The sequence below is a fragment of the Brevibacterium sp. CFH 10365 genome, from assembly GCF_009299785.1.
Taxonomy (GTDB): domain Bacteria; phylum Actinomycetota; class Actinomycetes; order Actinomycetales; family Brevibacteriaceae; genus Brevibacterium; species Brevibacterium limosum.
Genome location: NZ_VIGO01000003.1, coordinates 264049 through 278337, shown reverse-complemented (window position 1 = coordinate 278337; position 14289 = coordinate 264049). Strand labels below are relative to the sequence as shown.

At 66.3% G+C, this 14289-nt stretch carries 11 protein-coding genes; 3 read left to right on the top strand and 8 right to left on the bottom strand.

What is annotated here, in order from left to right:
* Positions 1-46 precede the first annotated feature (46 nt).
* Positions 47-820, bottom strand: coding sequence for an isocitrate lyase/PEP mutase family protein (locus tag FHG09_RS07395; RefSeq protein ID WP_152347002.1), 774 nt, complete (start codon positions 818-820; stop codon positions 47-49).
* A gap of 123 nt (positions 821-943) precedes the next feature.
* Here FHG09_RS07395 and FHG09_RS07390 point away from each other — a divergent pair, with 123 nt between their 5' ends.
* On the top strand, positions 944-1654 hold the full coding sequence (locus FHG09_RS07390) for a DUF998 domain-containing protein (protein ID WP_152347001.1): 711 nt from the start codon (positions 944-946) through the stop codon (positions 1652-1654).
* Positions 1655-1732: 78 nt separating this feature from the next.
* Here the strand turns inward: FHG09_RS07390 and FHG09_RS07385 are convergent, their stop codons facing one another.
* On the bottom strand, positions 1733-3457 hold the full coding sequence (locus FHG09_RS07385) for an amidase (protein ID WP_152347000.1): 1725 nt from the start codon (positions 3455-3457) through the stop codon (positions 1733-1735).
* A gap of 214 nt (positions 3458-3671) precedes the next feature.
* Here FHG09_RS07385 and FHG09_RS07380 point away from each other — a divergent pair, with 214 nt between their 5' ends.
* Complete coding sequence (locus FHG09_RS07380) at positions 3672-4433, top strand: winged helix-turn-helix transcriptional regulator (protein ID WP_152346999.1); 762 nt, start codon at positions 3672-3674, stop codon at positions 4431-4433.
* Here FHG09_RS07380 and narI read toward each other — a convergent pair.
* The 5 genes from narI to FHG09_RS07355 all read right to left on the bottom strand — a co-directional run bounded on the left by narI (position 4427) and on the right by FHG09_RS07355 (position 12845).
* Entirely contained in the window at positions 4427-5158 is a 732-nt protein-coding gene (gene narI / locus FHG09_RS07375) for a respiratory nitrate reductase subunit gamma (protein WP_152346998.1), read from the bottom strand. The two genes, FHG09_RS07380 and narI, sit on opposite strands and share 7 nt — an antisense overlap.
* A complete protein-coding gene (gene narJ, locus FHG09_RS07370) occupies positions 5155-6006 on the bottom strand; it encodes a nitrate reductase molybdenum cofactor assembly chaperone (RefSeq protein WP_152346997.1) in 852 nt (283 codons plus the stop codon). Before narJ ends, narI begins: the two co-directional genes overlap by 4 nt.
* Position 6007: 1 nt before the next feature.
* On the bottom strand, positions 6008-7660 hold the full coding sequence (narH, locus tag FHG09_RS07365) for a nitrate reductase subunit beta (protein ID WP_152346996.1): 1653 nt from the start codon (positions 7658-7660) through the stop codon (positions 6008-6010).
* Between the two features lie 62 nt (positions 7661-7722).
* Positions 7723-11505 (bottom strand): nitrate reductase subunit alpha, encoded by a 3783-nt coding sequence (locus tag FHG09_RS07360; RefSeq protein ID WP_413773144.1) that lies wholly within the window; start codon positions 11503-11505, stop codon positions 7723-7725.
* A complete protein-coding gene (locus FHG09_RS07355; RefSeq protein ID WP_152346995.1) occupies positions 11502-12845 on the bottom strand; it encodes an MFS transporter in 1344 nt (447 codons plus the stop codon). The genes FHG09_RS07360 and FHG09_RS07355 overlap by 4 nt, the downstream gene beginning before the upstream one ends.
* A 207-nt stretch (positions 12846-13052) precedes the next feature.
* On the opposite strand from FHG09_RS07355, the gene FHG09_RS07350 reads away from it, so the two are divergent.
* On the top strand, positions 13053-13967 hold the full coding sequence (locus FHG09_RS07350; protein WP_152346994.1) for a molybdenum cofactor guanylyltransferase: 915 nt from the start codon (positions 13053-13055) through the stop codon (positions 13965-13967).
* On the opposite strand, the gene FHG09_RS07345 is transcribed toward FHG09_RS07350, so the two are convergent.
* Complete coding sequence (locus tag FHG09_RS07345; protein WP_152346993.1) at positions 13948-14256, bottom strand: hypothetical protein; 309 nt, start codon at positions 14254-14256, stop codon at positions 13948-13950. The genes FHG09_RS07350 and FHG09_RS07345 overlap by 20 nt on opposite strands.
* Positions 14257-14289: the final 33 nt, after the last annotated feature.

The window sequence follows — 14289 nt, the reverse complement described above, 5'->3', positions numbered from 1 at the left end:
GTGGAGGTGAGGTGCAGTTGTTCGTGCCGACAGCAGAGGGATGACCCTACTGCCAGGCGCGCGTGAAGTCGGCGAAGCAGTCGGTCACCGCCGCCTGCAGAAGCGGACCGAAGGTCACGCGCCCGACCCCGAGCTCGGTGAGCTGGGCGAGGTCGAGTTCTTCGGGCACCGCACCCTTGATCGGGTGAGCGGTGACGTTGAGCGGCAGAGTGATCTGGGCGAGGATCGACTTGAGCGTGCCCACATCGGGCAGCCGCACGGGGTAGACGGAGTCCGCGCCGGCCTCGGTGCACAGACGGAGACGACGGACCACCTCGGCGGTGGGATCGTCGAAGTCGCCGGGATATTTGAATACGTCGGTGCGGGCGTTGATGACGACGTGGACTCGTTGGGCTTCGGCGGCTTGGCGCAGGCTCCAGATGTATTCGGCGTGCTCCTCGGGGCTGCGCATGCTGCCCCGACTGTGGATCGTATCCTCGATGTTCACGCCGACCGCTCCGGCGTCGAGGAGGCCGGCGATGAGTTCGGGTGCGGGGGTGTCGTAGCCGGATTCGAGGTCCGCGGTGACGGGCACATTCACCGCCGAGGTGATCCGGGAGATTCCCTCGAGCGCTTGCTCGAGCGTCATGTTCTCTCCATCGGCATGGCCGAGAGAATCGGCCAGCGGGTGCGATCCGATGCTCAGGGCATTGAACCCGACGTCGACCATGGCGCGAGCCGACCAGGCGTCCCAGACGGTCGGCAGCACGAGCGGTTCGTCCTGGTGGTGTCCTTGCAGGAGGGTGAAGGCGCGTTCGGCGAGAACTGTGTAATCGACCATGGTCAATACTGTTCCATCCTGTGCGACCGACACGCCAGGGTTCTGGCAGGTTCACCAGAAGGTTTCAGGGAGGCGCGGTGATACCGTGAACAACATCCGAGGTAGTCGCACGGAGGGACCGAGATGGTCGGTTCGGGCACCATCCGCGTTTCGCCCAAACCCGAGCGGGTGTGGGCACTCCTCGCTGTGCTCGCCGGACTGGCCACCCTCCTCATCGAGATCCCCGCGGCGCTGCTCTCCGAAGGCGGCTACTCGTTCACCCAGCAGCCCATCAGCCATCTGGGGATGACCGGCTGCGGGGAATGGGGAGACGCCGAAATCCCGGTCGAGGGCTGTTCGCCGGCCCATCCCTTCGTCAACGGCGTCTCCATCATCGCCGGATCGATCCTCGCGATCATCGCCTTCATCTGGCACGACTGGATCGCCCCGAGTCGCTGGGGCAGGTGCGGTTCATTCCTGCTCGCCGCCGGTGGAATGCTGCTGGCAGGAACCGGAATGGTCCCGGCAGATATCTCCCCGACCCTGCACGCCGTCTTCGGATTCGGCGGATCAGCGATCCAGAACCTCGGCCTGCTCGCGGCTGGCATCGCTTTGATCCGGTGGCCGGAGAGTCGATGGATCGGCCCCGTCGGATTCGGCGGACTCACGCTCGGACTGGGCGTCCTGGGTCTCGCCGGAACACTGCTCATGACGAGCCCTGAGAGTTGGAACCTGCCCGATGGCATCATCGAGAGGGCCGCGTCCTACCCGTTCCTCGTCTGGTTCATCCTCGCCGGATGGATGCAGCTGCGCGACGCCTCCAGGCGAAAATGCGAACTCGCCTCCGGGCGCTGAGTCTCAGTGTTGAATTCTCGGGTCGGCGCGACAGGAACGATGCGACAGAGTCAGTGAACCCGTGCAGCCGAGATGGCCCTACAGCCGCGGAGCCCGCGGCGGCACCTCCCGGCGGTCACCGGTGGCTTCGAATGCCGCGGCGATCTCGATGAGCGCGGAATCGTCCCAGCCGCGCCCGGCGATCGTCAGACCCACCGGGATTCCGGTGTCGGCCATCGTGCCCATCGGCACCGTCACCGACGGGATGCCGAGGTGGCGGGGCACGAGGTTGCCATTGGCCACCCAGGTGCCGTTGCGCCACCCGAGATCGGCCGAGGCTTCGTTGACGTCCATGTCCGCCGGACCCACATCGGCTATCGCCGGGAAGACCACCGCATCGAGACCGTTGGCGTCCATCCACTCTTCGAGGTCGACCCGGCGGGTCTCCTCGAGTCCGCGCACACCGGATTCGAGCTCCGGAATCTCCGTCACCGAGGTGTACCGATTCGCCCGCACCTGCTCCGGATAGGTGGCGATGTCATCGTCGAAGCCGTCGTATCGGTCCGGCAGGGCGCCGGGCGGATGAGGGAAGATCAACGTTCCGTCCACGTCGGCGAGGGTGGAGAGATTCGGGTCGCCATTCGCTGAGAGGAAATCGTCCCACGCCCACGAGGACAGGTCGTTGATCTCCCGGTCGAGGTACTCGGCGGTGACGAAGCCGCGGGTCGCGATCGTCGGGGCACCGGGCCGGTCGCCTTCGTAGTTGCTCACGACCGGGAAGTCCGTCTCGATGACCTCGGCGCCCGCGGACTCGAGGTCGGCCCGGGCGGCCTCCCACGCCTCCATCACCGAGGCGCGGGTCACGATCCGTTGTCCCGTGGGCCCGCCGATTCCGCCGTCCGGGTTCGTTCCGGCCTCGTCATCGGCGTTGATGTACATCCGCGGCACCCCGAGGCGCTTTCCGGCGAGCACCGTGCGGGCCGCTTCGACGGATTCCGGGAGCAGGGCGGCGTATGAGTCGGGACGGATGGCGCTCGCCTGCGGGATCTCCACCCACGGCTGGACGCGCCAGAAATCCCCGCGGGTCTCAGCGTCGTCGCCGACGATGACGTCGAGGACTTCGATGAGGTCGGCCATCGTGCGGGTGTGGGGGACGACGACGTCCATCGTCGGCACAAGTGGCCAATTGCCGCGGACACTGATGACCCCGTGGGAGGGAGTGTAGGCGATGAGTGCATTGTGCGAGGCCGGAGCGCGACCCGAGGACCAGGTCTCCTCGCCGAGGCCGAAGGCCGCGAAGCTCGCCGTCGTTGCCGTGCCCGAACCGTTCGACGACCCGGACGCGAACGCGCTGGTCAGCCAGTCGGGATTGTAGGGGCTCTCGGCACGGCCGTAGAGTCCGCGCTGCATGCCGCCGTTGGCCATCGGGGGCATGTTCGTCAGCCCCAGGCAGATGGCACCGCCGTCGCGCAGCCGTTCGATCGTGAAGGCATCCTTCTGCGCGACGAGGTCGGCGAAGGCCGGCGACCCGGAGGCGACGGTGAGGCCCGCGACCATATAGGAGTCTTTCGCGGTGTACGGGATCCCGTCGAGGGGGCCGCGCGCGTCACCGCGCGCTCGCCGCTCGTCGGAGGCGGCCGCCTCGGCGAGGGCTTGCGGATTCTCAACGATCACGGAGTTGAGTGCGGTATTTGTGTCGGGGCCGTCGAACGCGGCGATCCGGTCCTGATAGGCCTCGACGAGCTCCACCGAGGTGGTGCGGCCGTCTTCGAGGGCGGCTCGCAGATCGGCGATGGACGTTTCGACGACATCGAACTTCGACATGTTCATCCTCCGGGCACTCGACGGTGCGTGGCGCACTCGACGGTGCGTGCGCGATGTGGGTGTGTTCCTGCCCAGAGTAGCGCCGATTCGGCTGGCCCGCGTTGCGGAATCCGTTGCCTCCGGCAGGTGAAAACAAATTCTACGCATTGTAGAATACAGGTGGAGATGGTCTCCGAACTGTTCCCCACTGAGGCAGTCGCAAGGACGTGATGGCATGCCGCGAAGAGTGAACGACTATCGAGGACTGGCCGAGGTCAGTCGGGTCCTGCTGCTGGGCGCGGTACAGAATCACCCGGGCAGCCGACTCAGGGAGCTCGCCGACGAGGTCGGATTGCACATCAACACGGCCCGTGACCATCTGCGGGTGCTCATCGACGAAGGATTCATCTACCTGCATCCCAAATCGACGGGAGTGAGAGGCAGACCGCCGATGGTCTACCACCCGGTCGACGATCCGGAGTCGAACTCGGTCGCGGCCGAACGCATCGCCCGAGCCCGCGAACATCACGAGGTGCTGACCCGCCTGATGGCTGGCGCGGAGCTGCGGCCGACCGGTCTCGACGCTCTCGGCGACCAGGCAGGCACTCAATTCGATCTGCTCTACGAACATCTCGACGATTCGGGAATGGAGCCCGAGCCCGATGCCGAAGAGCTGCGAATCTCGTTGGCTCCATGTCCGCACTATCGGATGGTGGGCGAGGACCGAGCGATCGCCTGCGGAATCCACGCGAAGATCGTCAGGGATCTCCTCAGCCAGCTGCCGGGTCCGCTGGAACTCGACCGGCTGCAGCCGTTCACTTCGGCGGACACCTGCCAGATCCTGCTGCGCGACGCCCACTGCCCGGGCACCTCGGCGGAGTCGGAAGCCGGACCGGGGGCCGGACCGGAAGTCGGACCGGGGGCCGGTGCCGCGCGGGGCTCCCAGCCCGAGCCGGGCAATGAGGCCGACTCGGATTCGGAGGACGGTCCTCAGTAGTCGATGGTCTCCCATCCGCGGCGCTGCGGCTGACGCTGCCTGTCCTTCGAGCGGTAGATGATGTACGGCCTGGTCAGGTAGCCCAGCGGGGCGGCGAAGACGTGGACGAGCCGGGTGAACGGCCACAGCGCGAAGATGAGGATCGCGGACATGACATGGACCTGGAAGCCCAGAGGCGCCTGTGCCATGAGGCTGACATCGGGCTGGAACATCCAGAACTGGCGGAACCACACGGACACTCCCTCACGGTAGTCGTAGCCGCTGAGTGCGGAGTCGAAGATCGTCGAGTACACCCCGGCGAGGATGACGATCGCGAGCATGAGGTACATGAGCTTGTCGAGGCGGGTCGTCGCCCCGAAGACGCGGTTGTTCGTCCGTCTGCGGTAGATCAGCAGGGCGAGTCCGCCGACCGTCGCAGCCGCAGCTCCCAGGCCGACCGTGATCGCCATGAAGTGGTACATGTGGTCGGTGATGCCCACGGCGGAGGTCCAGGTCTTCGGGATGCCGAGGCCGATGACATGGCCCAGGAAGACGAAGATGATGCCGTAGTGGAACAGCGGTGAGCCGATCCGCAGCAGCTTCGATTCGTAGATCTGGCTCGACCTCGTCGTCCACCCGAACCGGTCGCGACGGAAGCGCCAGACATGGCCGAGGACGAACACGGCCAGCGCCATATAGGGGATGATCACCCACAGGAACGTCTCGAGCACTGTCGGTGAGTTCATGATCGCTCTCCTGTCACTTCCGTCAGCGGAATGAATGTCTGCCCTCCGCCTGACGAGCAGCCGCCCGGTGCCGCCCGGGCCGAGCCGGGCGGCATCGAAGCGCCAGGTGCTGCTGCCATCGCCGCTGCGGTCTCGGCCGCACTCGGCGGGGCGTCGCCGTACCCGCCGAGCCCGTCGATCCCGACGGTCTCCGTGGCCGGGCCCTCGGCGGCCAATCGTTCGACGGCATGGATGTCGTCACCGTCGAGGGCGGGCAGGGTGGCGCAGACCGCACGGATGGTCCCCGCCCAGGGCGAACCGATCTCGGCCAGGTGCAGGCGCAGCAGCTCGATCCCGGCTCGGTTGGCCAGCAGGATCCGCACCCCTGCAGTGAGATCATGCCCGGCGGCGAACTCGAGGACATAGGTGAGATGGTCCGGCAGCTGCGATTCGTCCATATCCAGTCCCGCCGCCCGATAGATCTCCTTGATCTCGAGCAGCGCCTGCCCGCGCTTGCGCGTGTCCCCGTTCGAGAAATACGTGAGGAACAGACAGCCGCGCCGCCTGGTATCGAAGGTCTCGACATAGTCGGCGCGCAGACCGATGGGATCACCGGCACCGAGGTGGCCGATCGTCGCCCCGAGATCCTCCCTCAGGTGATCAGGCACTCCCGCATGGTCGAGCAGTACTGAGAACTGCGGAAGCCGTTCAAGCAGATCCTCATCGGGGTAGTCGATGAGCCACGATGCGACTGCGAAGACGGCTCGCAGCGCCTCATCGTCGAGCCCCGGGGCCGTCTGCCCACCGGACTCGGCATGCGCGGCGGCGCGTTTCGTCCACTTGGACAGGAATTTCAGCGGTCTGTACATCTCAGGCCCCTGCCGGTCCGTCTGCGCTGGGGAACAGGCCGGTTGGTCGGCCCTTCCCGTTCCAATTCAGCAGGTTGAGCCGACCGCGCAGATGCGAACGCTCTTCCCCGTCCTCGGCGCTGCGTTCGGCCAGCGGATCCGAGACCCCCGTGGTGCCCGCGAATCCGCTGGAGGCGATATCGGGCATCTCGCTCATCCCGGGTCCGCCCTCGGCATTGAGGGGGCAGTCGGAGCCGATGCCCTCGAGGCTGTGCGCCTGTTCCGAGTGGCCGGCGGGGATGACATAGCGTTCGTCGTACTTCGCGATCGCCAGCAGCCGGTACATGTCCTCCATCTCCTCGGGCCCCATCCCCACCGAGTGCGGGATGCGCTCATCGGGTTCGACGCCCATATTGATGTCGCGCATGAACGCCCGCATGGCCGCCATGCGCCGGAGCACATCGGCGACGACATCGGTGTCGCCGGCGGTGAAGAGGTTCGCGAGGTACTCGATGGGGATGCGCAGCTCGTCGATCGCGGCGAAGAGATTCACCGCGTTCTCCGCGTCGTAGCCGGTGTCCTTGACGACGTCGACGACCGGCGACAGCGGCGGGATGTACCAGACCATCGGCATCGTCCGGTACTCCGGATGCAGCGGCAGTGCGAGGTCGTAGTCCTTGATGAGCTTGTACACCGGGGAGCGCTGGGCCGCCATGATCCAATCGTGCGGGACGCCGGCCTGTTCGGCTGCGTTCATGACATCGGGGTCGTGCGGGTCGAGGATGAGGTCCTTCTGCGCTGCGAAGAGGTCCTGCTCATCGGGGACCGAAGCCGCCTCGGTGACACGATCGGCATCGTAGAAGACCAGCCCGATGTAGCGCAGACGGCCGACACAGGTCTCCGCGCACACGGTGGGTTCGCCGTTCTCGATCCGCGGGTAGCAGAACGTGCATTTCTCGGCCTTGCCGGTGCGGTGGTTGAAGTAGATCTTCTTGTACGGGCAGCCGGAGATGCACATCCGCCAGCCGCGGCAGGAGTCCTGGTCGACGAGGACGATGCCGTCCTCCTCACGCTTGTAGATTGCGCCTGAGGGGCACGAGGCGACGCAGGAGGGGTTGAGGCAGTGCTCGCAGATGCGGGGCAGGTAGAACATGAAGGTCTCTTCGAACTCAAGCTTGACCTTGTCTCCGATCGATTTGAGCATCGGGTCGAGATCGGCCTTCGCGTAGGTTCCGCCGAGGTCGTCGTCCCAGTTGCCCGACCATTTGATGTCCATGCGCTCGCCGGTGAGCAGGGACTTCGGCGGGGCCGTGGGAATGTGCTTCTGCTCCGGAGCCGAGAGCAGGTTGTCGTATTCGTAGCTCCACGGCTCGTAGTAGTCCTCGATGCCCGGCAGCTTCGGGTTCGAGAAGATGGACGCGAGCTTCTTCAGCTTGCCGCCGGCCTTGAGCTTGAGCCGACCGTTCCTGCTCAGCGCCCAGCCGCCCTGCCACTTCTCCTGATCCTCGTAGCCGCGCGGGTAGCCCTGCCCGGGCCGGGTCTCGACATTGTTGAACCACACGTATTCGGTGCCCTTGCGGTTCGTCCACGCCTGTTTGCACGTGACCGAGCATGTGTGGCAGCCGATGCATTTGTCGAGGTTCATCACCATCGCCATCTGCGCCATGATTCTCATCAGTGTGCCTCCTGTTCCCGAGTCGGTGTCCGGTGCTGGTCGTCTGTGTCGGCCACGGCTGCTCAGTACTCCACGTTCTGATTTCTGCGACGTCGGATCACGGTCACCTCGTCGCGCTGATTGCCTGTGGGCCCGTAGTAGTTGAACGCGAACGACAGCTGGCCGTACCCGCCCACGAGGTGGGTCGGCTTGATCATGATCCGCGTCAGCGAGTTGTGGATGCCTCCGCGCCGTCCGGTCGTCTCCGTGAGCGGAACGTTGACCGTGCGCTCCTGCGCGTGGTGCATGAACGCCGTCCCCTTCGGCATCCGGTGGGACACGACGGCGCGGGCGGCGACGACGCCGTTGCGGTTGATCGCCTCGATCCAGTCGTTGTCGGAGATGCCGACGGCCTCGGCGTCCTCGACGCTCATCCAGATCGTCTGTCCGCCGCGGCCGAGGCTCATCATGAAGAAATTCTCCTGATACATCGAGTGGATCGCCCATTTGTTGTGCGGGGTCAGGTAGCGCACCGCGATCGAGGTGCCGTCCGAGTCGCCGATCTGCGGTTCGCCGAACAGCGCGTTCATATCCAGGGGCGGGCGGAACGTCGGCAGTGCGTCGCCCATCTCGAGGAACCAGTCATGGTCGACGTAGAACTGATAGCGCCCGGTCAGCGTGTGCCAGGGTTTGAGCCGCTCCACATTGATTGTGAAGGGGGAGTAGCGGCGGCCGCCGGATTCGGAGCCTGACCACTCCGGGGATGTGATCACAGGCACGGGTGCGGCCTTCGCATCCTCGAAGGAGACCTGCTTGCCCTCGTGCTCGGCGGACAGATCGGCCAGCTTCTGCCCGGTGCGCCGCTCGAGGGTGGTGAAGCCCTCGGTGGCCATCAGTCCGTTCGTCGTGCCGGACAGGCCGAGGATGTAGTCGGCGGCGCGCCGGTCGGTGTCCAGCCGCGGCTGGCCCTTGCCCGCACCCTTGCTCGCGACTCCGTTGAGCCGACGCAGCCGTTCGACGTGATGGTCGACGTCATAGCGGATGCCGCGGGCGTTCATCCCCTGGGACTCGAGCAGCGGACCGATCGAGGTGTATTTGTCGTGGATGGCAGTGTAGTCGCGTTCGACCTCGACGAGTTTGGGCATGGTCCTGCCCGGCACCGGTTCGCATTCGCCGAATTTCCAGTCCTTGACCCGCCCATGCGGGGTGTTCAGCGCGTCCGGGCTGTCGTGCTGGAGCGGTTGGGCCACGACATCTGTGCGTGTGCCCAGGTGGGTGCGGGCGAGCTCGGAGAACCTCTCGGCGATCGTCGCCCAGGTCTCCCAATCGTTGCGCGACTGCCACGGGGTGGAGATCGCCGGATTGAACGTGTTGACGAAGGGATGCATGTCCGTCGTCGACAGGTCATGCTTTTCGTACCAGGTTGCCGCCGGCAGCACGACGTCCGAATGCAGCGTGGTCGTGGTCATCCTGAAGTCGAGGGTCAGCAGCAGGTCGATCTTGCCCTGGGGCGCGTCTTCGCGCCAGTCGACGTCGCGCGGTCGCAGATTCTCGGGCGTCTCCTCGGCGGAGACCGAGTTGTCCACACCGAGCAGGTGCTTGAGGAAGTACTGGTCGCCCTTGGCCGAGGAACCCAATGTGTTCGCCCGCCACATCGACCAGATGCGCGGATAGTTGTTCTGCGCATCCGGATCCTCGACGGCGAAGCGAAGCCTGCCGGCCTTGAGCTCGTCGACGATGTGCTCCGCGCTTGTCTTGCCGGCCGCGCTCGCCGCCTCGGCGATGTCGAGCGGATTGTCATCGAAGGTCGGATAGTACGGCTGCCAGCCCAGACGCGCGGATTGGGCGACGGCATCGGCGGTCGACATCCCCGTGAACTTTCCGTGCCCGGCCCGCGCCGAGAGCATATCGGCCCCGAACTGGTCGTAGCGCCATTGATCGGTGTGCATGTACCAGTACGTCGTCTGCGTCATCTGCCGCGGCGGACGCACCCAGTCCAGGGCATTGGCCAGGTGCAGCCACCCGGTGAAGGGACGGATCTTCTCCTGCCCGACGTAGTGGGCCCAGCCGCCGCCGTTGACTCCCTGCGTGCCGCACAGCGTGGTCAGGGTGAGGAAGGTGCGGTAGGTCTGGTCCGAGTGGAACCAGTGGTTCGTGCCCGCGCCCATGATGATCATCGACCGGCCCTTCGAATCACGCGCATTGGCGGCGAATTCGCGGCCGATGCGGGCCGCTGCCTGCCACGGCACACCCGTGATCGCCTCCTGCCAGGCCGGGGTGTTCGGACTCGACGCGTCCTCATAGTTCTCTGCCCACGTCCCGGGCAGGCCCGGCCGTCCGACACCGTATTCGGCGAGCATGAGGTCGAAGACCGTGGTCATGATCCTCTCGCCGAGGCGGACGACCGGAACCCCGCGCGTGATCTCATCGATCTCGCCCTGGGCGGCGATGTCGAAGCGCGGCAGCCGGACCTCGACGGCATCGGCGTCGGTTCCGGCGGCCTCGGCGATGGACAGGGCCGGGTCGATGTCCTCGAGGTCGAGGTTCCACCTGCCCTCACCATCGGCGGCGAAGCGGTGGCCCAGGGTTCCGTTGGGCACGGCCGGTGAGTTCGTGGTCCTGTCCCACATCGCAGGTTTGAAGTCCGCGTCCTCGGTGTCGGCCTCGGGCGTGACCGCGGAGCCGAGATCGGTGGCGGTGACGAAGCGACCGGGCCGATAGCTGTCGCCGTCGCGTTCGAGTTCGACGAGGAACGGCAGATCCGTGTACCTGCGCACATAGGAATCGAAGTAGTCCGTCGTCGTGTCGACGAAGAACTCCTTGAGGATGACGTGGCCCATCGCCATGGCCAGGGCTCCGTCGGTTCCGGTGGCCGGTGCCAGCCACTCATCTGCGAACTTCACGTTCTCCGCATAGTCCGGGGCGATGGAGATGACCTTCTGCCCGTGGTAACGGGCCTCGGCCATCCAATGGGCGTCCGGGGTGCGGGTCAGCGGCACATTCGAGCCCCACATCATCAGATACGAGGAGTTCCACCAGTCACCGGACTCGGGCACATCGGTCTGATCGCCGAAGACCTGCGGGGAGGCCGGCGGCAGGTCCGCGTACCAGTCATAGAAGGACAGCATCGACCCGCCGATGAGCTGATGGAAGCGGGCGCCGGAGGAGAAGGAGACCGGGCTCATGGCGGGGATCGGAGAGAAGCCGGTCGTGCGGTCGGGGCCGAGATATTTCACGGTGTAGACGTAGGCGGCGGCGACGATCTCGACGGCCTCGGCCCAGGTCGCACGCACGAGCCCGCCCTTTCCGCGCACGGATTTGTAGCGGCGGGCCCTGACCGGGTCCTCGACGATGGACTTCCATGCCAGCACCGGGTCGTGGCCGTTGGCGGCCTTGGCCTCCCGGAACAGGCGCAAGAGGGCACCGCGGACATAGGGGTAGCGGACTCGGGTGGGGGAGTAGGTGTACCAGGAGAACGAGGCACCGCGGGGACAGCCGCGCGGCTCGTATTCGGGCATGTCCGGGCCGGGGCTCGGATAGTCCGTGGCCTGGGACTCCCAGGTGATGAGCCCGTCCTTGACGTAGACGTGCCAGGAGCATGAGCCTGTGCAGTTGACGCCGTGGGTGGAGCGGACGACCTTGTCGTGTGACCAGCGGTTGCGGTAGAACGAGTCGCCCTGCCGGCCGCCGGAATAGTGGATCTCGCGCTTGTCCTCGCTCATCGTCGCCCGGGGCGTGAAGAACTTCCGACTGCCGATGAGCGCGTCCATGAGCGAGTTGTCGGTGCCCGGACGGTCGGTCCCAGGCGTCGAGGACTCCGCCGGCGTGTGCTGATCTCTGCCGTGGGCCATGTTCTCGGTGCTCATGACCGTGTCTCCTTGTCGTCGTCGCTGATTCGTGACTTCGTGGGGCCGCTGTCGGTTCCAGCGCGATCGGCGCGGGGGTCGGTGGCAGGACCTGAGGCTGTGTCGTCAGTGGTCACGGCCTCGGTCGTCGTCGGCGGGTTGGCGCCGATCCAGAGTGTGATGAGCAGGGCGATGACCGTGAAGCCGGCGAGCAGCAGCAGACCCAGGGAGTAGTCGTGGGTCGCCGACCACATCGCTCCCAGCAGCAGCGGCGGGACGAATCCGCCCAGTCCGCCGGCGGCGCCGACGAAGCCCGTGATCGAACCGACCCGGGAGGGATCCGAGCGCTGCGCGATGAGCGCGAAGGTCGCGCCGGAGGCCAGTCCGAAGCCTGCCGACATCGCAATGAACTCTGAGGTGTAGACGATGAACTCCACGGGATGGAAGGACAGGGCGATGGCGCAGATGGCGACGAGTGAGTAGGCTACGCCGAGGGTCTTCACCGCCCCGAGGCGATCGGCGAGGATTCCGCCCAGCGGGCGGGTGATGACTGCGACGATGACGAAGCCGGCCATGCGCAGGGACGCATCGGCTGGTTCGAGGTCGTAGTCGTTGTTGAGGAAGGTCGGCAGGTAGACGGAGAAGGCGACGTAGCCGCCGAAGGCGAGAGCGTAGAGATAGGCGGCCTGCCAGGTCAGCTTGACCGACAGCGTCTGTCCCAGGGTGGCGATGAGGCTCTGGCGCACCGGTTGCCAGTCGGGTGGATTGCGCATCATCGTGAAAGCCAGCAGCGCGTAGACGACGAGGACGACGGCTGCGATCACGAAGGGCAGCTGCGGCCAGATGTTGTGCAGGGGCACCGTGGTGAAGGCCGCGATAGCGGTGCCGCCCATGCCCATGCCGTAGACGCCGATGGCCGAACCGCGGGACTCCTTGGGGAACCAGCGGTTGACGTAGGGGACGCCGACGGCGAAGCTCGTCCCGGCGACGCCGAGGAAGAATCCGCCGACGATGAGTGTGGCGTAGTTGTACTGGCCGATGAAGCCGACGAAGAGCACCGGAATGACCGTGATGAGGGCGATGAACGACATCATGAGGCGGCCGCCGAGGCGGTCGGTCAGCGCTCCGACGACGATGCGTCCCAGCGAGCCGACGAGGACGGGCACGGCCACGAGCAGAGCCGAGTCATCGGTGAGCTCCTCCTCGACGAAGTGCGGACCCAGCGGGCTGATGAGCGACCACGCCCAGAACGTGACGGTGAAGCCGAGGGTGGCGAAGACCAGTGCCCGGGTCCGCTGCGATTTCGTGGGCGAAGCGGGTGGTCCCCCGGTCGATGATTGATATTTCTCAGGCCGTGACATCTTCCGCCCTCCTCGACGAACGTGCCGACTGCTTTGATCACAGCAGAGTTGAGGGGAAAGCGGAACAGTTTCCGCCGTGTTTAATCAGAAGGCCGCTCGGGCCGCGTCTCTGTGGAGGATCGAACCCCGCCCACGAGGTCACGAAGTGATATACGTCATAATTGTGTGACTGATTCTACTGTCGGTAGAAAAGCGTATGATCGAGCCATGTCGATCACGGTGATGATTCTCAGCGGCGGCCGCTCCCGACGGTTCGGGGGCGTGCACAAGCCCGGGGTCCGCCTCGGCGGGCAGACAGTGATCTCGCGCATCCTCGGCACCGTCCGGCAGGCCGTGCCGGAAGCGGAGGTGTGGGTGGCCGGAACCACTGTCGGACTCACGGACGCCGAGGCGGACTCGGTCGGCAGTGTACGGGAGGAACCCGAGTTCTCGGGCCCCCTGGCCGGGATCGAAGCCGCTGCCCGGACGATGGGTGACTCCGAGGTCACCGTGATCCTGGCCGGGGACATGCCGCTGGTGCGGCCGGACCATCTGCGGGCGCTCATTGCCGCGAGCCGGGAGTCCGGGCTGCCTGCCGCCGGCGTCGACGATCGCGGCAAGCTCCAGTTCCTCTGCGCCGCGTGGCCCACTGCGCTGCTGCGTCGACGTCTGGCCGATATCGGCCAGACGCAGGACAGGGCGGTCAAACTCCTCTTCAGCGGGCTCGAGGTCGCACCTGTCGACGTCGACCCCGCGGAGATCGTCGACTTCGACACTCCCGAGGAATACGAGCGCGTCGCCGTCAGGGTCGAGGCGGCGGACACGATCGGCAGTCTGCCGGGTGCGTCGGATGTTGAGGCGACAAAGGCTTCACCTGGCGCCAGAGCCGTACCGGAGCAGGTGCTGCGGATGCGGGACCTCGCGGCGACCGAGCTTCCGGAGGGGGTGTGGATGACCGATGCCGAAGTCGCGGCCGTGCTCGATTTCGCCTCGCACATCAAGCATTCGGACTCATCGCTCAGTCCGGTCCTCGCCGCGTTCCTCGCCGGCAGGCTCCATTCCGCGGTGCCGAGGGAGGGGCGGGCGTCGGTCGCCGAGGCGCTGGCTCGGGTGGAACAGATCCTCACTCGTCCTCGGGGCTGAGCCTGTTCACCAGACTGTCGACGAAGTCCAGGCCCTGGCGGTCACGGTCCGCGCCGGCCACCTGGTCGTCGCGGTCTGCCCCGTCGACGCAGCCGGCGAGGAAAGTGCCGAAGGGCCCGGAAGCCCGGGTCCCCGTCTCGTCGGACCAGCGTGCACTGGCATCGAGCAGCTCTGTGACGAGTTCGACGGCGGATTCGGTCTCCGTGAGAGGGACTCCCAGTGTGTGCGCGGCGGCCGAGAGTTCGTCCGCCATCGCCGCGATCCGGTCCGGTGAGTAGTCCCTGGGCATGTCGTCCTCCTTGGCCACCGACCCTAGCGCAGG

Excerpts from the sequence above, each read along its gene's own strand:
- FHG09_RS07395 (WP_152347002.1), bottom strand. The coding sequence starts at position 820 with ATGGTCGATTACACAGTTCTCGCCGAACGCGCCTTCACCCTCCTGCAA.
- FHG09_RS07390 (WP_152347001.1), top strand. The coding sequence starts at position 944 with ATGGTCGGTTCGGGCACCATCCGCGTTTCGCCCAAACCCGAGCGGGTG.
- FHG09_RS07385 (WP_152347000.1), bottom strand. The coding sequence starts at position 3,457 with ATGTCGAAGTTCGATGTCGTCGAAACGTCCATCGCCGATCTGCGAGCC.
- FHG09_RS07380 (WP_152346999.1), top strand. The coding sequence starts at position 3,672 with ATGCCGCGAAGAGTGAACGACTATCGAGGACTGGCCGAGGTCAGTCGG.
- narI (WP_152346998.1), bottom strand. The coding sequence starts at position 5,158 with ATGAACTCACCGACAGTGCTCGAGACGTTCCTGTGGGTGATCATCCCC.
- narJ (WP_152346997.1), bottom strand. The coding sequence starts at position 6,006 with ATGTACAGACCGCTGAAATTCCTGTCCAAGTGGACGAAACGCGCCGCC.
- narH (WP_152346996.1), bottom strand. The coding sequence starts at position 7,660 with ATGAGAATCATGGCGCAGATGGCGATGGTGATGAACCTCGACAAATGC.
- FHG09_RS07360 (WP_413773144.1), bottom strand. The coding sequence starts at position 11,505 with ATGAGCACCGAGAACATGGCCCACGGCAGAGATCAGCACACGCCGGCG.
- FHG09_RS07355 (WP_152346995.1), bottom strand. The coding sequence starts at position 12,845 with ATGTCACGGCCTGAGAAATATCAATCATCGACCGGGGGACCACCCGCT.
- FHG09_RS07350 (WP_152346994.1), top strand. The coding sequence starts at position 13,053 with ATGTCGATCACGGTGATGATTCTCAGCGGCGGCCGCTCCCGACGGTTC.
- FHG09_RS07345 (WP_152346993.1), bottom strand. The coding sequence starts at position 14,256 with ATGCCCAGGGACTACTCACCGGACCGGATCGCGGCGATGGCGGACGAA.